The sequence below is a fragment of the Pedobacter frigidisoli genome (assembly GCF_032678525.1).
GTDB classification, from domain to species: domain Bacteria; phylum Bacteroidota; class Bacteroidia; order Sphingobacteriales; family Sphingobacteriaceae; genus Pedobacter; species Pedobacter frigidisoli_A.
On record NZ_JAVTSE010000001.1, the window covers coordinates 1,004,036 to 1,019,609 of the forward strand.

16 protein-coding genes and 1 tRNA gene are annotated in these 15,574 nt (G+C 41.9%); 9 read left to right on the forward strand and 8 right to left on the reverse strand.

Going from position 1 to position 15,574, the window contains the following annotated elements:
• Nucleotides 1-5 precede the first annotated feature (5 nt).
• The 4 genes from R2Q80_RS04205 to R2Q80_RS04220 are packed head-to-tail and all read left to right on the forward strand — an operon-like array spanning nucleotide 6 to nucleotide 7,218.
• A complete protein-coding gene (locus R2Q80_RS04205; protein ID WP_316798385.1) occupies nucleotides 6-1,121 on the forward strand; it encodes a SusE domain-containing protein in 1,116 nt (371 codons plus the stop codon).
• A 7-nt stretch (nucleotides 1,122-1,128) separates the two neighbouring features.
• The gene (locus R2Q80_RS04210) at nucleotides 1,129-2,187 is read left to right on the forward strand and encodes an arabinogalactan endo-beta-1,4-galactanase (protein ID WP_316798386.1); all 1,059 of its coding nucleotides are present in this window, start codon (nucleotides 1,129-1,131) and stop codon (nucleotides 2,185-2,187) included.
• Between the two features lie 52 nt (nucleotides 2,188-2,239).
• A complete protein-coding gene (locus R2Q80_RS04215; protein ID WP_316798387.1) occupies nucleotides 2,240-4,780 on the forward strand; it encodes a membrane or secreted protein in 2,541 nt (846 codons plus the stop codon).
• A gap of 8 nt (nucleotides 4,781-4,788) precedes the next feature.
• Nucleotides 4,789-7,218 carry a DUF4982 domain-containing protein gene (locus tag R2Q80_RS04220; RefSeq protein WP_316798388.1) on the forward strand — a complete coding sequence of 810 codons (2,430 nt, stop codon included), beginning with the start codon at nucleotides 4,789-4,791 and terminating at the stop codon, nucleotides 7,216-7,218.
• A 253-nt stretch (nucleotides 7,219-7,471) separates the two neighbouring features.
• Here R2Q80_RS04220 and R2Q80_RS04225 read toward each other — a convergent pair whose 3' ends face one another.
• The 3 genes from R2Q80_RS04225 to rnhA form a co-directional block, all read right to left on the reverse strand.
• Nucleotides 7,472-8,209: an SDR family oxidoreductase gene (locus tag R2Q80_RS04225; RefSeq protein WP_316798389.1), complete on the reverse strand. Its 738-nt coding sequence runs from the start codon at nucleotides 8,207-8,209 to the stop codon at nucleotides 7,472-7,474.
• Nucleotides 8,210-8,271: 62 nt separating this feature from the next.
• A complete protein-coding gene (locus R2Q80_RS04230) occupies nucleotides 8,272-9,150 on the reverse strand; it encodes an AraC family transcriptional regulator (protein WP_316798390.1) in 879 nt (292 codons plus the stop codon).
• 112 nt (nucleotides 9,151-9,262) lie between these two features.
• Entirely contained in the window at nucleotides 9,263-9,727 is a 465-nt protein-coding gene (rnhA, locus tag R2Q80_RS04235; protein WP_047797283.1) for a ribonuclease HI, read from the reverse strand.
• A 176-nt stretch (nucleotides 9,728-9,903) separates the two neighbouring features.
• Here rnhA and R2Q80_RS04240 point away from each other — a divergent pair.
• The 5 genes from R2Q80_RS04240 (at nucleotide 9,904) to R2Q80_RS04260 (ending at nucleotide 11,904) form a co-directional block, all read left to right on the forward strand.
• A tRNA-His gene (locus R2Q80_RS04240) sits at nucleotides 9,904-9,977 on the forward strand.
• Nucleotides 9,978-10,251: 274 nt separating this feature from the next.
• Complete coding sequence (locus R2Q80_RS04245) at nucleotides 10,252-10,536, forward strand: hypothetical protein (RefSeq protein WP_316798391.1); 285 nt, start codon at nucleotides 10,252-10,254, stop codon at nucleotides 10,534-10,536.
• 12 nt (nucleotides 10,537-10,548) lie between these two features.
• A complete protein-coding gene (locus tag R2Q80_RS04250) occupies nucleotides 10,549-11,043 on the forward strand; it encodes an RHS repeat-associated core domain-containing protein (protein ID WP_316798392.1) in 495 nt (164 codons plus the stop codon).
• Nucleotides 11,044-11,061: 18 nt separating this feature from the next.
• On the forward strand, nucleotides 11,062-11,334 hold the full coding sequence (locus R2Q80_RS04255; protein ID WP_316798393.1) for a hypothetical protein: 273 nt from the start codon (nucleotides 11,062-11,064) through the stop codon (nucleotides 11,332-11,334).
• Between the two features lie 126 nt (nucleotides 11,335-11,460).
• A complete protein-coding gene (locus tag R2Q80_RS04260) occupies nucleotides 11,461-11,904 on the forward strand; it encodes a DUF4304 domain-containing protein (RefSeq protein WP_316798394.1) in 444 nt (147 codons plus the stop codon).
• A gap of 70 nt (nucleotides 11,905-11,974) precedes the next feature.
• Here R2Q80_RS04260 and R2Q80_RS04265 read toward each other — a convergent pair whose 3' ends face one another.
• The 5 genes from R2Q80_RS04265 to R2Q80_RS04285 form a co-directional block, all read right to left on the reverse strand.
• The gene (locus R2Q80_RS04265) at nucleotides 11,975-12,853 is read right to left on the reverse strand and encodes a helix-turn-helix transcriptional regulator (RefSeq protein ID WP_316798395.1); all 879 of its coding nucleotides are present in this window, start codon (nucleotides 12,851-12,853) and stop codon (nucleotides 11,975-11,977) included.
• A gap of 73 nt (nucleotides 12,854-12,926) precedes the next feature.
• Entirely contained in the window at nucleotides 12,927-13,742 is an 816-nt protein-coding gene (locus tag R2Q80_RS04270) for an SDR family NAD(P)-dependent oxidoreductase (RefSeq protein WP_316798396.1), read from the reverse strand.
• Between the two features lie 193 nt (nucleotides 13,743-13,935).
• On the reverse strand, nucleotides 13,936-14,367 hold the full coding sequence (locus R2Q80_RS04275) for a response regulator (protein WP_316798397.1): 432 nt from the start codon (nucleotides 14,365-14,367) through the stop codon (nucleotides 13,936-13,938).
• 62 nt (nucleotides 14,368-14,429) lie between these two features.
• Nucleotides 14,430-14,777, reverse strand: coding sequence for a hypothetical protein (locus R2Q80_RS04280; protein ID WP_316798398.1), 348 nt, complete (start codon nucleotides 14,775-14,777; stop codon nucleotides 14,430-14,432).
• A 50-nt stretch (nucleotides 14,778-14,827) separates the two neighbouring features.
• A complete protein-coding gene (locus R2Q80_RS04285) occupies nucleotides 14,828-15,268 on the reverse strand; it encodes an Hsp20/alpha crystallin family protein (protein WP_316798399.1) in 441 nt (146 codons plus the stop codon).
• Nucleotides 15,269-15,574: the final 306 nt, after the last annotated feature.

The following is a 15,574-nucleotide window of genomic DNA, read 5'->3' on the forward strand; positions in this document are numbered from 1 at the left end:
AAACGATGAAAAAAATATTCCTCACCATCATATACAGCTTTCTTTTGATTGGCCTTTTTCAGGCCTGTAAAAAAGAGGCCAATACAAATGTAATTAATCCTCCTGCTGCAGGTTCGCTGTCCTTTAAAAGCTCTGCTACCAATGTAGTTTTATCGGCAGCTACTGATGCCAGCAATGTAGTGACCTTTAGTTTCAATGCTGCAAATTTTGGGGCAAGCGTGGTGCCAACCTACTCGCTCGAATTTGACTTGCCTGCAGATACAACTGGCGCAAACGCCTGGGCAAATGCGGTATCGGTGAAACTTCCGACCGGAACACTGACAAAAGTTTACACTGGTGCAGATTTCAACTCCCTTCTGGCCAACCAGCTGATGTTACCTACAGGTGCAGCAAGCACCCTCGCAGTCCGGTTAAAAGCTGAGGTTAACCAGAATACTGGTGTTGCATCTGCCATTAAGCCGGTTTTTGCTACCTTAACATTAAGTGTTAACCCTTATAAAGCAATCATCGAGTATCCGGCATTAATCGCTAAAGGCGGTAACTCATGGAAAACACCAGCGATCAGATCGAACGGATTTGTACTTACTTCAGCTAAGTTTAATAATAAATACGAAGGGTATTTGAACCTACCCAATGCCGATGGTTACGGAGGTGATGCCTTTCAGCTGGTATCTTCACTTGATGCCACAAAAGTTTATGGCTGGGGTGGAACAGCCACTACTATGAGTTTAACCGGAGGTAATTTATACCTGACGCCGGCACCCGCCTATATGAAGGTGAATGCAGATGTAACGGCCATGACCATTAGCTATACACCGGTTAAATTTTATATCTCGGGCGATGATAACGGCTGGAGTACATCTGCAACGCCATTGGTTTACAATGCAACTACCATGAAATGGGTGGCTGCAAATGTAGCACTTACTGCAGGTAAAACTTTTGTATTTACCGCTAACGGTGGTTACGATATCAGTTATAAAGTTGATGCATCAGGTGCTTTGGTTTTTGCCGGCGCACCAAACTGGGGTGGTATTAATATACCAGTAGCCAAAACAGGAGTATTCACGGTGACTTTAGATTTAAGTGCCGGTGATGGAAATTATACGTATTCGGTTAAATAAGGAAACAATGTTAAAGAACATAAAATTAAACCGCACAAAATGGCTCGCAGTTGTTTTGTTACTTATGATTGCAGGGGCGGCCTGTAAGAAATCAGTTAAAGGCGAAACACAGATTTATCCTTTACCGGATCCGGCTGGAACTTATGCACTGGGTGCAGATGTGAGCTGGCTAACAGAAATGGAGGCAAACGGAAAAAAATTCTACAATGCTGCAGGAGAGCAGCAGGACTTACTCCGTATTTTAAAAGATAAAGGGATCAATACCATTCGTTTGCGCGTTTGGGTAAATCCGGCATCGGGCTATTGCAATACCGCTGATGTACTGGCGAAAGCTAAAAGGGCACAGGCTGCCAATATGCGCCTGTTAATTGATTTTCACTACAGCGATTCATGGGCCGATCCCGCGCAGCAGAACAAACCTGCGGCTTGGGCAAACCAGGATTTTGCCACATTAAAAACCTCGGTTTATAACCATACGGTAGAAGTATTGACTGTTTTAAAAAACAATAAAATAGTCCCTGAATGGGTACAGGTAGGGAATGAAACCAATAACGGCATGCTTTGGAATGAAGGAAAGGCTTCGGTAAATATGAAGAATTTTGCTGACTTGGTACTATCAGGTTATAATGGTGTGAAAGCAGTAAATCCCTTCACTAAAGTAGTGGTGCATATTTCCAATGGTTATGATAATAGTTTATTCAGGTGGATTTTCGATGGGTTAAAAAATAATGGTGCCAAATGGGATGTGATTGGCATGTCGATGTATCCATCGGCTACAGACTGGTCGGCGAAGAACACACAATGTTTAACCAATATGACAGATATGGTATCCCGTTACGGTTCAGAGGTAATGATCTGCGAACTGGGCATGCCGGTATCAGAAGCGGTGGCCTGCAAAGCGTTTATCAAAGATCTGATCGCCAAAAATAAATCATTGCCGAATAATAAAGGTTTAGGGGTTTTCTACTGGGAGCCACAATCATACAATAGCTGGAGCGGTTACAAGCTTGGTGCTTTTGATGATTCGGGTAAACCGACAGTGGCCATGGATGGTTTTTTACCTTAATATCGCCTAGAATAAAAAAAAAGATTTAGCTTAAAGGCTCTTATATTCGTTTATGGATTTATTGAAGAAAATTCCCCTGGTTTTGTTTTTTGCGTGCTTGTGTCTTACGGTTAATGCACAAAACAGGCAAGGCATTTATGTAGATGCAAAAGGCGTAATCAGATGGGAAAAAGACAATAAGGAAGCCGCATTTTTCGGTACAAACTATACCGCACCTTTTGCTTATGGTTACCGGGCAATACTGAAGACCGGAAAAACGGCAGAACAGGCTATACAAGACGATGTTTATCACTTTTCGAGGTTAGGCTTTGATGCTTTCCGTGTGCATGTGTGGGATCAGGAAATAACTGATATAAATGGTAACCTGCTTAATAATGAGCACTTACGCCTGTTTGATTTTCTGATTGCAGAATTAAAAAAACGCCGCATCAAAACACTGGTAACGCCGATTGCTTTTTGGGGAAATGGTTATCCGGAAAAAGATGAAGCTACCGGTAGTTTTTCGAATGTATATGGTAAGCAAAGGGCACTGAAAGATGAGGCTGCTTTTAAAGCGCAGGAGAATTACCTCAAACAGTTTTTTAGTCATAAAAATCCCTATACCGGCTTAACCTATCAGCAGGATACAGATATTCTGGCCGCTGAGGTCAATAATGAACCTCAGCATAGTGGCCCTAAAACACTGGCAACAGAATATGTAAACCGTATGGTGGCTGCAATAAAAAGTTCAGGCTGGACTAAACCCATCTTCTACAATATCAGTGAATCGCCATGGTATGCTGATGCCATTGTGAAGGCTAACGTTCAGGGGCATAGTTTTCAATGGTATCCAACCGGGCTGGTTGCCGGGCATACCTTGCAGGGGAACTATCTGCCCAATGTAGCCTCTTATAAAATACCATTCGACACGATTCCGGCTTTCAACAGTCGCGCTAAGGTTGTTTATGAATTCGATGCCGGTGATGTAATGGCTCCTGTAATGTATCCTGCTATAGCGCGAAGTTTCAGAACAGCAGGCTTTCAATGGGCTACACAGTTTGCCTACGATCCGATGGCCACGGCTTATGCCAATACCGAATATCAAACCCATTATTTAAACCTGGCCTATACGCCTTCTAAAGCAATCAGCATGCTGATTGCCTCAAATGTATTTCACCAAAATCAGCGCCTGGCTGGTGCCGAAAACCCGAATGCCTTTGGGCCCTTTAGAATAGATTATAAAAAAGGATTGAGCGAAATGAATAGTCCAAATGCATTATACTATTCGAATAGCACACCTTCGCTTCCGGTTCAGTTAAAAACCTTGCAGCATATAGCCGGTGTAGGAAGCTCGCCGGTAGTTAATTACCAGGGGAGGGGTGCTTACTTTCTCGACCAGATTGAACATGGGGTATGGCGCCTTGAAGTGATGCCCGATGCTATTCAGGTGAAAGACCCTTTTGAAAAAGCTTCGCCCGCTAAAGCCGTAACCTTAATCAACTGGGCTAAGGTTCCAATGGAAATCAATTTACCTGATCTGGGAAATGGGTTTATGATCAATGGTTTAAATGCCCGTAATACGATGAAGTTTGATGCAGAGGGGCGGCATTTTAGCATTACACCTGGAACTTATTTACTTACCAGAAGAGGGCTGAACACTAAATTAAATTCCCAAACTGTTTATGGAAATATTCGTTTGGGTGAGTTTGTGGCGCCTGAGTCGTCCGTAAATACCATTGTGGTGAAACATCAGCCTTTCAGTACTTTGACCGAACAGCATGCTTTTGTAATTGATGCCGAAATTGCTGGCTTGACTAAGGGTGATTCAGCTTTTGTTCAGTTAAATGCTGCGGGTCGCTGGAAAAAGATTCCTTTGGAGAACAAAACACCTTACCATTACTCCGCTGAAGTACCGGCTGTGCTGGTGAAGAATGGATTGCTTAAATACCAGATTATCGTCCGTCAGGCCAGTGGTGGATACCTCAGTTTTCCAGGAAATGTGAAGGGTGACCCAGCTGCCTGGGACCGCCTGGAGTCTCCGGAATACCAATCTTATGTTGCAGCGGCATCTGCACACCTGGAAATTTTTAATGCCGCAAATGACGGGAAGCAAATCAATATTTACAATGCCGACTGGCAAAATAATAAGGTAGACTATAGCACCGACGAAAACCCTACCGTATTAAATCTTGGGCTGGCAATGAATAAACCCAAAGCCGGACAATTGATGGGTTTTCAAACTTTTTTTGCCGATAAAACGGCAGGAAGGGCAACAGAACTGGATCATTTTAAAACCCTTGTGGTTAAAATAAAATCGAACACGGATGGTACAAAAGTGAAGATTGGTTTGATTGACAGCGATGCGCAATTTTTCTCTGCTGAAATCCAGACCTCAGATAAGTTCCAGTCATTAGAAGTTCCATTAAACCAGCTGAAGCCCGACCATCAGCTTTTGTTACCCAGGCCTTATCCGGGTTTTCAGCCGCTTTATTACCAGGGCGCAAACCAGTCGCCTTTTAAGTTAGGCAATGCCGAAAAACTGGAGCTTACCTTTGGCTATGCTTCAGGTGAGTTACCACTTAGTATTGTTGTTGAATCCATTTACCTCAAATAATTATCTTCATGTATCAGTTTAAAAAAACGTTCCTTTTACTTGTCGTTGCCTGTAGTGCTTATGTAAATGCCGTTGCCCAAAGGAAAGAAATTTTGCTGGAAACCGGCTGGAAGTTTTCAAAAGGGGCTTTCCCCGGCGCATCTAAATCAGACTTTAACGATAGCCGCTGGGAAAATGTAACGGTTCCTCACGACTGGGCCATTAGCGGCCCCTTTGATAAGGAGATCGACAAACAAGTTACGGCCATTACCCAGAATGGGGAAACCCACCCAACGGAAAAAACCGGCAGGACCGGAGCACTTCCTTATGTTGGTGAAGGCTGGTACAGAAAGAAACTGGATATGCCGGTGATAAAACCGAATCAGAAAGTACTATTGCAGATTGATGGCGCCATGAGTGAACCCCGGGTTTACCTGAACGGAAAACTGGTAGGGGAGTGGAATTATGGCTATAACTATTTCTATTTAGATATTACGAAAGAGATTAATGCAAAAGGGAACCAACTGGCTATACAGCTAAAAAACAAGGCTAAATCATCGAGGTGGTATCCCGGGGCAGGTTTGTACCGCAACGTTCACCTGATTATTAAGGATGAAAAAAGTATTGATCAGTGGGGTATAACCGTCACTACACCAGTTGCAAAAAAAGAATTTGCGAAGGTAAACATCAAAACAAAGTTATCGGATGCCAGGTTGCACCTGGTTACGCAGCTACTGGATGCAACCGGAAAGCAGGTAGCTATCGATACGGCCAGATCGGTTTTCGGAAATGAAGCTGATCAGAACATTCAGTTGAGCAACCCGAATCTCTGGAGCCCTGAAACGCCTTATTTATACACTGCAGTATCGAGCGTTTATGAGGGGAACGAACTTAAAGATGTAGTGAAAACTAAGTTCGGCGTACGGGAAATTAACTACAGTGCGGCCAAAGGTTTCACCATTAACGGACAGGTAAGAAAGTTTAAAGGCGTTTGCTTGCATCACGACCTCGGACCTTTAGGTACGGCAATCAATACTGCTGCATTGAGAAGACAACTCACCATACTCAAAGAAATGGGTTGCGATGCCATCAGAAGCTCTCACAATATGCCTTCGCCCGAACAACTGGAGCTTTGTGATGAAATGGGTTTTATGTTTCTTGCCGAAAGTTTTGATGAGTGGGCAAAGGCGAAAGTAGAAAACGGCTACCATTTATATTTCAACACCGATGCTGAAAAAGACATCGTAAACCTGGTAAAGGCAACCAAAAACCATCCCTGTATTGTGATGTGGAGTTCGGGTAACGAAGTTCCCGATCAGTTTGGTGCTGAAGGTGTAAAAAGGGCTAAATGGTTGCAGGAAATTTTCCACCGCGAAGATCCAACCCGTCCGGTAACGGTGGGCATGGACCAGGTGAAGGCGACCATGCAATCGGGCTTTGGTGCTTTACTGGATATTCCGGGTTTAAACTATCGTGTACACTTATATGAAGAAGCGAATAAAGCTTTTCCTCAGGGATTTATTCTGGGCTCAGAAACGGCGTCAACGGTAAGTTCAAGAGGGATTTATAAATTTCCGGTTGTGAAAGGTTTTAATAAACAGTATCCTGATTTGCAGTCCTCCTCCTATGATATGGAGTATTGCAGCTGGTCTAACCTGCCCGACGATGATTTTGTGATGCAGGACGACAAACCCTGGGTAATCGGAGAGTTCGTTTGGACAGGCTTTGATTATCTGGGAGAACCTACTCCTTATGATGAAAGCTGGTCTTCCAGAAGTTCTTATTTTGGTATTTCTGATCTTGCCGGTTTACCGAAAGACAGATATTATTTGTACAGAAGCCGCTGGAACAAAAAAGAACCTACATTACACCTTTTGCCGCACTGGAATTGGGAGGGCAGGGAAGGACAAACCACACCTGTATTTGTGTATACGAGTTATGACAGTGCCGAACTTTTTCTGAATGGTAAAAGTATGGGCATCCGAAAAAAAGATAAATCTTCGCCACAGAACCGGTACCGCCTGATGTGGATGGACGTTAAATACGAACCGGGAACATTAAAGGTAGTGGCATTGGATGAAAACGGAAAAGCGGTAAAAGAAGAACAGGTTGTAACTGCGGGAAAACCTTATCAGATTAAATTATCTGCAGACCGGGTGCGTATCAATGCAGATGGCAAAGACCTGTGTTACGTAACGGTTTCAGTTACCGATCAAAATGGGAATCCGTGTCCGACGGCAACTGACGCTTTAAATTTCGAAGTTAATGGGGCTGGACATTTTAAAGCGGTTTGCAATGGCGATGCCACATCGTTAGAATCTTTTGTTAAACCCACAATGAAGTTGTTTAGTGGTAAACTGGTGGTAACCTTGCAGGCTGATCAAAAGGCTGGAGCAATTGAATTAAATGTGAAAGGGAAAAACCTGAAAACCGGAACGATAAAAATTGAAGCCAGATAACAGGCGTTTTTCCCTCTGAATCATCTTTGGTTGCCAGTAGCAGCAGGGGTTTGCCAGTAGTTTCCCGGCACCGTCGCAGGTAACAGCTGGGATACTGCAAGGAACAAGAAAGGAACCAGATGGGAACATGCTAGGATAAAAGGCCTATAAAAGTGCCAGCGTAATGCCTGCAAGCCCGATTTTGGGTGCTTTTATCCTAGCCAAATGCTCCAATCACAGTTTTTATATATGAAGTGCCATTAATAGCGGCAATTTACCAGGGGCAGTTTGCCGGTTCAGGAAAGTACTCTTCGCTAAAATATTTACCTGTTGGCCCATCCTGGTCTATAAGTGCATATTTGGCGATTCGCTGACCTGCCTGCTCAGGTGTGCTGGTACCCTGGTGATTGGTAAAGTCGGTTTGGGTGTATCCCGGACATACAGCGTTCACTTTGAATTTGGTATCACGAAGCTCATAAGCTAAATTGATGGTGTACATATTGAGTGCTGATTTGGAAGATTGGTAGATCACATATCTTTTTGGAAAATTGTTTCCAAATATGTCTGCAGCCATTGTGAGCGAAGCCATGGCTGTACTCACATTCACAATTCTCGGTTCAGGGGATTTTTGCATCAAGTCGATAAAGGCCTCGGTTACCCTGACTACGCCAAAAACATTTGTATTGAACACTGTTTGGTAAGCTGAAATTTCCGAGCTTAGTGCAGATTGCTCAAAAGGACCGGAGATACCGGCGTTATTAATAAGCACATCCAAAGTTGCTGTCTTGTCTCCAAGTGTTTTACGGGCTGTCTTGACTGATTGATCATCTGTAACATCAATTAAAAGCGCTTCAATATTTTGAAATCCTGCACTTTTAAGTCGTTGTTCGGCTGATTGTCCGTTTTCTAATGTGCGGCATCCCAGGTAAACGAAAAAACCATTTTTTGCCAGTATTTTTGCTGTTTCGAAGCCTATTCCTTTATTTGCTCCTGTTATTAATGCTGTTTTCATGTCTATAAAAATTATACAGCAAAGATATGACTGGTAAAAAGGGGGCGTGAGGACAAATCTCTTTAGTTGCGGGACGAATCTCGTTCAGCGAGGTAGCGTGTGATGCTTTTGCCTGTATTGCGCCTGAACACGCGGGAGAAATATCCGGGATCGGTAAAGCCAAGTTCATAGGCCAGTTCTTTAACCGATGGGTTAGAGTACTCCAGTTTCCGCTGCGCTTCCAGTATCAGTCGGTTAGTGATCCATTCTTTTGGGGAAAGGCCGGTATGTTCTTTAATAATGCTGTATAGCGTACTGGAATGGAGGGACAGCTGTTCTGCGATGGCCTTAATATCCTGATGATTGCTCAGATTATCTTCCACCCTAAGCCTGAATTCCTGGTATTTGGATAGTTTAAAGTTGGTTTCTATTTCCTGTTTCGGGTTCTGCTCGAAATAGGCATGATTAAATTCAACCATCAGGGTATGAAGATGTGCCAGTATCACCTCTACTTTTTGTTGCTTCCCCGGGTTGTGAAGAAGCTGGAAAAGTCCTTTTAACAGGTTTCTTATGCGTTGTCGTGAGGCCTCATCAAATGATATGGAATGGATATTTGTGGTGTTGGCAAGGAAGGGATAAGATCCCGGTAAGAGCGATAGGGTATGTTCATCGAACGATAAGGCATATTGCTGATTGCTTTTATCGTAGGGGAGCTTGGTGAAGATCTGATTAGGTAAACCAAAAACCAGGTCGCCATCTCCTGCGCTAAACTCAGTTAAATCCGTTTTAAAGGTAGATTTTCCTTCGTCAATGTATTGGAAATAATAGAAGGAAAGCTTGTGGGGTTTGGACAAAATTTCCATCACCTCCTGGGGCAGGGAGATTTTACAATTTTCATTTAGTGCAACAGCTACCTTATCGTGGTGTCTGATTTTTTCCAGTAAGCCTATTGTGCTCTCCATAATGTTGGTTTAACCCTGGGGTTTTATTCACATGCAAAATAGCAACAAAATTATAACTGGCCTGATTTGCAATTTGGAATTATACGATAAAATGACTGAGGTTGCTGATCTTTTACAACAATTTGCGCTCTGCTTCAAAAGCGGTATCTATGGCTTGTTCGGCTTTGTTTTGCGATGCCGCAACAGCTAAACGGTCGCACCTTTCATTCTCGGGATGGTCATTATGTCCTTTGATCCAAACAAACTTTACCTGATGAAGTTTATAGAGCTGTAAAAAGCGGATCCAAAGGTCTTTGTTCTTTTTATCCTTGAAGTTTTTGGTCTGCCATCCGAATACCCATTTCTTTTCTACGGCATCGACTACATATTTAGAGTCTGAAAATACAGTAACCTGTTGGTTGAGGCTTTTCAATGCTTCTAGACCTTTAATTACTGCCAGCAACTCCATACGGTTATTCGTGGTCATTCTGAAACCACCACTCAGTTCCTTATAATGTTGTCCGGCCCTCAAAATGGTGCCATAACCACCTGGTCCGGGGTTTCCACTGGCTGCTCCGTCTGTATAAATTTCGATCATAAACGCCATAAAGGTATGTTTTTGGCATTAAAATCGGTTAGGATCTCCGTACCAGAAAAAATATTTTCATTTCAAACTATTGAATTTTAGCATATTAAAAAATTGTTACCAAATCTTTGAAAAAAATATTTGGAGGGAATAGTAAAAATCGTACTTTTGTGACACTAAAAAACACGGTGGCTGTAGCTCAGTTGGTTAGAGTATTGGTTTGTGGTGCCGAGGGTCGTGGGTTCGAGCCCCATCAGCCACCCCGAGTTTTAAAAGCAGTTCTGAAAAGAGCTGCTTTTTTTGTTTTCGACTTTTAGTTTTAAGTGGGAAGTGATGATGGATTTCAATATTTCTCTCAAACAAGAGTGGAAAACATTTCGAATAATGGCTTTACCGAAAATGTAAACATTAGTAAAGAACATGGGCTGAATTATGATGCGAACGGGAACATACAGACTTAAGAACGGAATAATAACTCAGGTAATCAGTTAAGCCTTAATTATCGTTATCAGGCCAATAGTAACAAACTAAGTAGTGTGGATAATTATGCCATTTACAGCTATGACGATCTGGGTCAAGTGATTGCAAAGCAAAGCGTAAATGGACAGGGTTTTTATATATACTACACTGCAAGCGGAAAAGTGGCAGCCATTTATGCCGATGCCGCCAAAACACAGCTTCGTGCAAGTTTTGTTTACGATAAATCCGATATGCGCATTCTTAAAACAGATCACCTGCAAAACAATAACACCTATTATGTTTATGACGCAGCTGGTAACGTATTGGCGGTATATGATAATAACGGTACTGGTTTGGATTAAAAAGATTTACCAGTGTACGCTATAGGTCGTATAGGTATCTTTAGCCGCTTAGTCAATAATTATCAATACGAATTAAGTGATCATTTAGGTAATATAAGGGTTGTTATTAACCGGAACAAAAATGTGAATGGCCAGGCCAATGTTTCCTATTGCTCTGATTATTATCCTTTTGGTTCGCCATTAACATTGGCAAATAACGATTATCGCTATGGTTATCAGGGGCAGCATGCAGAAGTAGATAAAGAAACCAGCTGGAATAACTTTGATTTCAGGATGTACGATGCCCAGATTGGAAGATGGCTGAGTACCGATCCGATGGGGCAGTATGCTTCACCCTATTTAGGTATGGGGAATGATCCTTTAAATCGTGTAGATCCTGATGGATTCGGAATTTATTCTCGAGATCAAATAAGTGCAAAACAATTTAACTTTTCGGATAGGTTTGCCAGTAGTAATGATTTTTCTGTTAAATTTACTTATGATTTGATAGATGCTCCATACGTTTAGTTTACGCAGGCTTTTTCAATGGATAAGGATGCTAGGCATCTTGACCAAAGCCCTGCAACATATGATGATAGGATGGAGGTCGGGATTAGCACTATGCTTACGGCAGCAGGCCCAATTGCTGGAGCATCTTCTAATATTAAAACATATACAAAGTCGAGTTTGCAGCTTGGACGGGAAATGCATGCAGCGTATAAAGCAGGGCTTGCGGATAATCTAAATACTTTTAAAGAATTTACAAAAATAAAAGGAATATGTCCTGATTTTGTAGACTTTGTAACAAAAACAATTTAGGAGCTTAAACCGCATAACCCAAAGCAAATGCAGTTAGAAGCCAAGCAGTTGGCTAAATGTAAGTTGGCTTTTGAAAAGTAATTTGGGGGAGTTTGGAAAACTGTTTTGGATTTTTACTAAAATTTTATGGGAAAAAAAGATTTAATAGGTGTGTTAAATGAGGTTTTTATAGCAAATGGATTTAATAAAAAAGGTAATTATTGGGTTTTAAATGAAGCTCAGTTAGCGAAGATGATTAACTTACAAAAATCTCAGTATGGGAATCAATATTATATAAACTACGGTTATATTATAAAAACAATTCCATTAAATGGAATGATGCATATTTATAACAGAGTTACTTCTCTTAATTCTGACGAAAGAAGTAGAATATTGTTTTTATTAGATCTCGATAGTAATATTGGAGATGTCGATCGATCACAAGGGCTAAAAGACATATTGATACAAGCACTTGTAAAAAAAATGGAAAGTATAAATACTGAAGATGATTTATTAAATGACTTAAAAAAGAGGCAACAGTTGAACGATATTTCTCTGGATGTTAAAAGATATTTTAATTTAAATATATAGTTATAAATAAAACATAACAACCAACAATGCCTGCCCGGATAAATTGAGCAATAAACAAACTGCGCTTTTCTTAATTGAGGTTCTGATATTGCTTGGGACTCAAGCCTGTTTGCTTCTTAAACAGCCTTGAAAAATAGGAGAGGTTCTCAAAACCCAGCATGTAAGCGGTTTCTGATATGTTTTGAGCGGAGCCTTTCAACAGATTTTTGGCCTCCGAAATCAAAAAAATATGTATCAGTTCAAGGGCCGTCTTTCCCGTTTCCTGCTTCAACAGATCACTCAGATAATGTGGAGAAGTATTGAGCTGCTGAGCAATAAAAGTAACTGACGGTAAGCCTCCTAGTTCGCCACCCGCTACGTATGTTGACAGCATCTGATTGAATCTGGACAATGTTTTACCGCTGGCCTCCCTGCGGTTGATAAATTGCCTTTTATAATAGCGCTGCGCATACCTGAGTATGGATTCTATGTGGCCTATCATAATCTCCCGACTATACTCGTCCTGGTTGTTTAGGTATTCCGATTTGATCTTATCGTGCAGTTCCCATATTATTTTTTCTTCGCTCGGTGAGAGGTGAAGGGCTTCATTGACTTCATAATCAAAAAAAGTATACTTTTTGATATCTTGATACAGGGCATGGGCCAAAAGAAGATCTTCATGGAAAAAAATTAGAAAATCATCTTCCTCGAACACCAGATTCTGAAAGGCGATTATCTGTCTGGGCCTTGTAAAAGACATCGAGCCGTTCTGGTGATCATATTTGGTCTTACCATATCCAAAAGTGCCCGATTTCAGCTTCTTAAATCCGATCATGTAAAAGTCCGTAGTAAACTGATGGTAATCCGTCGAGCAACTTCCGCCACATTTGACCAGGCTGATCAAAGGGTTCTCGGGTTGGGCAAAGCCATTGCTTTTATGGAACTCACTGATCGTTTTGTAATGTTTCATCGCTTGCAATTTAAACAAACCTACGCTTTATCAGCCGTAGGTTTGTCAGTAAAATATAAATCTAAACGATTTGTTAGCCACCATGTGCCGCGGCAGAAATCTCTTTCCACGCATCCCACGTCTCCAGTCGGTTTTGATAAACTGATTTGATCCATGGAAATGCCACATTTCCCAAAAATAACCTTAAAGGCGGATTTTCACTGTCGATAAGCTGCAGGACTGCCGCAGGTGTGGCAAGGGGATCTCCATAATCGCTGGGTTTTGAATTTTCTTTCATCGCTTCACGCATCGGTTCATAGATTTCAAGAGGTGAACTCTGTACCGCTGAAGCACCTGCCCAGTCCGTAGCAAAGCCATTTGGTTCCAAAAGAGTCACTTTGATGCCGAATCCCGCGACCTCGGTGGCAAGTGATTCACTCAACCCTTCTACGGCGAATTTTGAAGCGCTGTAAATTCCCAGGTTTGGAATTGCCGTTAGTCCCAACGCACTTGATACCTGTACGATATGGCCGTGGCCCTGATTTCTCATCACGGGTAGGGTGGCCTGGGTTACCCAAAGCAGACCAAATACATTAGTATTGAATTGTTGCCTGGCTTCCGCTTCGCTGGCTTCCTCTATAGCACAGAACAAAACAAAACCGGCATTGTTGATCAATACATCAATACTGCCCAAAGCCTCCTTGGACAGTGCTACCGCTTCAAAAACGGCTTTACGATCATTGACATCCAGCTCTATAGGTGTAAATGAGTGCGGGAACTCATTCTTAAGGTCATCAAGATCCGAAAGTTTCCTTGCCGTCGCGGCTACTCTGTCCCCACGCTCTAAAAATGATTTTGCCCACAGCTTTCCAAAACCCCGTGATGCCCCTGTTATTAAAATTGTTTTCATCTTCTAAATTTTATAATACAAATCTAGTCCCGATAATCTGCTTAGGTTTATACAAAACGGGGAATTTTTGATACATAAAGGCGACAAACAAATGAATCTTAATTTTTTGGTGTATGCCAAAAATATAATTATGTAAAATAGGGAGGATCTTGGATTAGGCAAGACTTAAAAAAACATAATTGGTTTAGTTTACCTAAATTTCCGGCAATGCACTTTTTAATACCGTTTTGATTTTGGGTAGCAATCCGCTGTCGCTCCTCTTTGTAGCGAGCAATGATTTGATAAGCCCTATCAGATCGGATATTCCGAAGGGCTTTTCCAGTATTGCATCACAGCCGTATTCGGAAAGTGAGAGTATGATTTTTGCATAGGCGGATGTGATAATGATCGGAATGTATTCAAAATCATCAATCGCTCGTATAGCGCTACAGAGTTCCCCTCCGTTCCATTCCGGTAGCATGTAGTCCAATATCACCAAGTCAGGTCGATATTCTTCGATCATCCGGACCGAATTTCCGGGATGGTAGCAACCCTGGCAGTCATAGCCGTGCTCTCGCAGGATATCCTGGATGGTTTCCAGGAGCATTAGATCATCCTCTACGATGAATATTTTCTTTTTTTCCATTTTTCCTCTCTCTAACTGGTCTGGAACATTTGATTTTAGGTTTGGTCTACGCTATCTAAATCTTATTGAAGGGGGATGATATCTCCCTCTTCAAGCTGGGCTATTCGGAAAATCTCTCTGGAAATTACCGCGACATTTTCCTTTAGTTCTTCAAGGCTGCAATAGATCATGCTTATTGGAACAGGAAGACCTGCAATTTCCTGAGAAAGCTCCATTTGTATGGCACAGGAATGTCCGTTCTCATTCTTGCCTTTTAGCATCGAGAATATTTCCATTGACGAGGCTTTCTCCCTGCCAAGGCTGAATTTTCCGTAGGGTAGTTTTTTTTTCTTCAGATTGAGTGTGACCGCGATCGAAAATGTGGTATCCATAGGTTTTATCTTTTGAGCTTCCTGCCTTTCAGTTTTCATTTGGATGATAAAAAAAATGCCGCCCTAGGCGGCATTTTTTTTATTAGCGCTTAGCTGATCTCGATCTGTCTTGATACTGCTTTGGATTCTTCTTTTTTTGGAAGGCTGAGCTTTAATACCCCGTCGGTGTAGCTGGCCTGAATCCTGTCTGTATCTGCGCTTTCGGGCAAGGTGAATGATCTGGTGAAAGCTGCATAGCTGTATTCGCGTCTATTGTAGACCTTGCCTTCCGAGTTGTGCTCCTGAGATCTTTGCGCAGAAATATTGAGCATGTCCCTTTCTACAGAAACCTTAAAATCTTCTTTTTTGAGGCCCGGTGCAGCCAGCTCAATCTGATACTCTTCGGCTGATTCTGAAATGTTCACTGCAGGAACGCTGGCTGTACGGCGATCTGAGAAAAATGTGTCGCCTAGAACGGATTCGAAAATGTCATTAAAGCCTGGCAATAATGCGCTGTTTTTCTTTTCTGGACTGAATTTAACCAATGTCATAGTGTGTTCTCCTTTTAATGTTTTAATAATAAATGGACTATAAATTAATTAATTTTATCTTTGGGCACTTTTATTTGTCTGTCCCTGTTTGTATTTATCAAGCGTTGTGCCAGCATATTTTGAAGGCTTTTCGGAGGCCTTTTTATGAAATTTTTTCACTTTTTCTGATTTTTTTTCAGTTTTTAGGCTGAAATTTTTTCAGTGCTAATTCCAGCGGCTGGTCCAAAGATGCTGGAATTCGACCTGCTATATTCAGGTCTGCTCTTGCGGATGCCTGGTAAGGCACTTTATCCCGATGCTCTTACC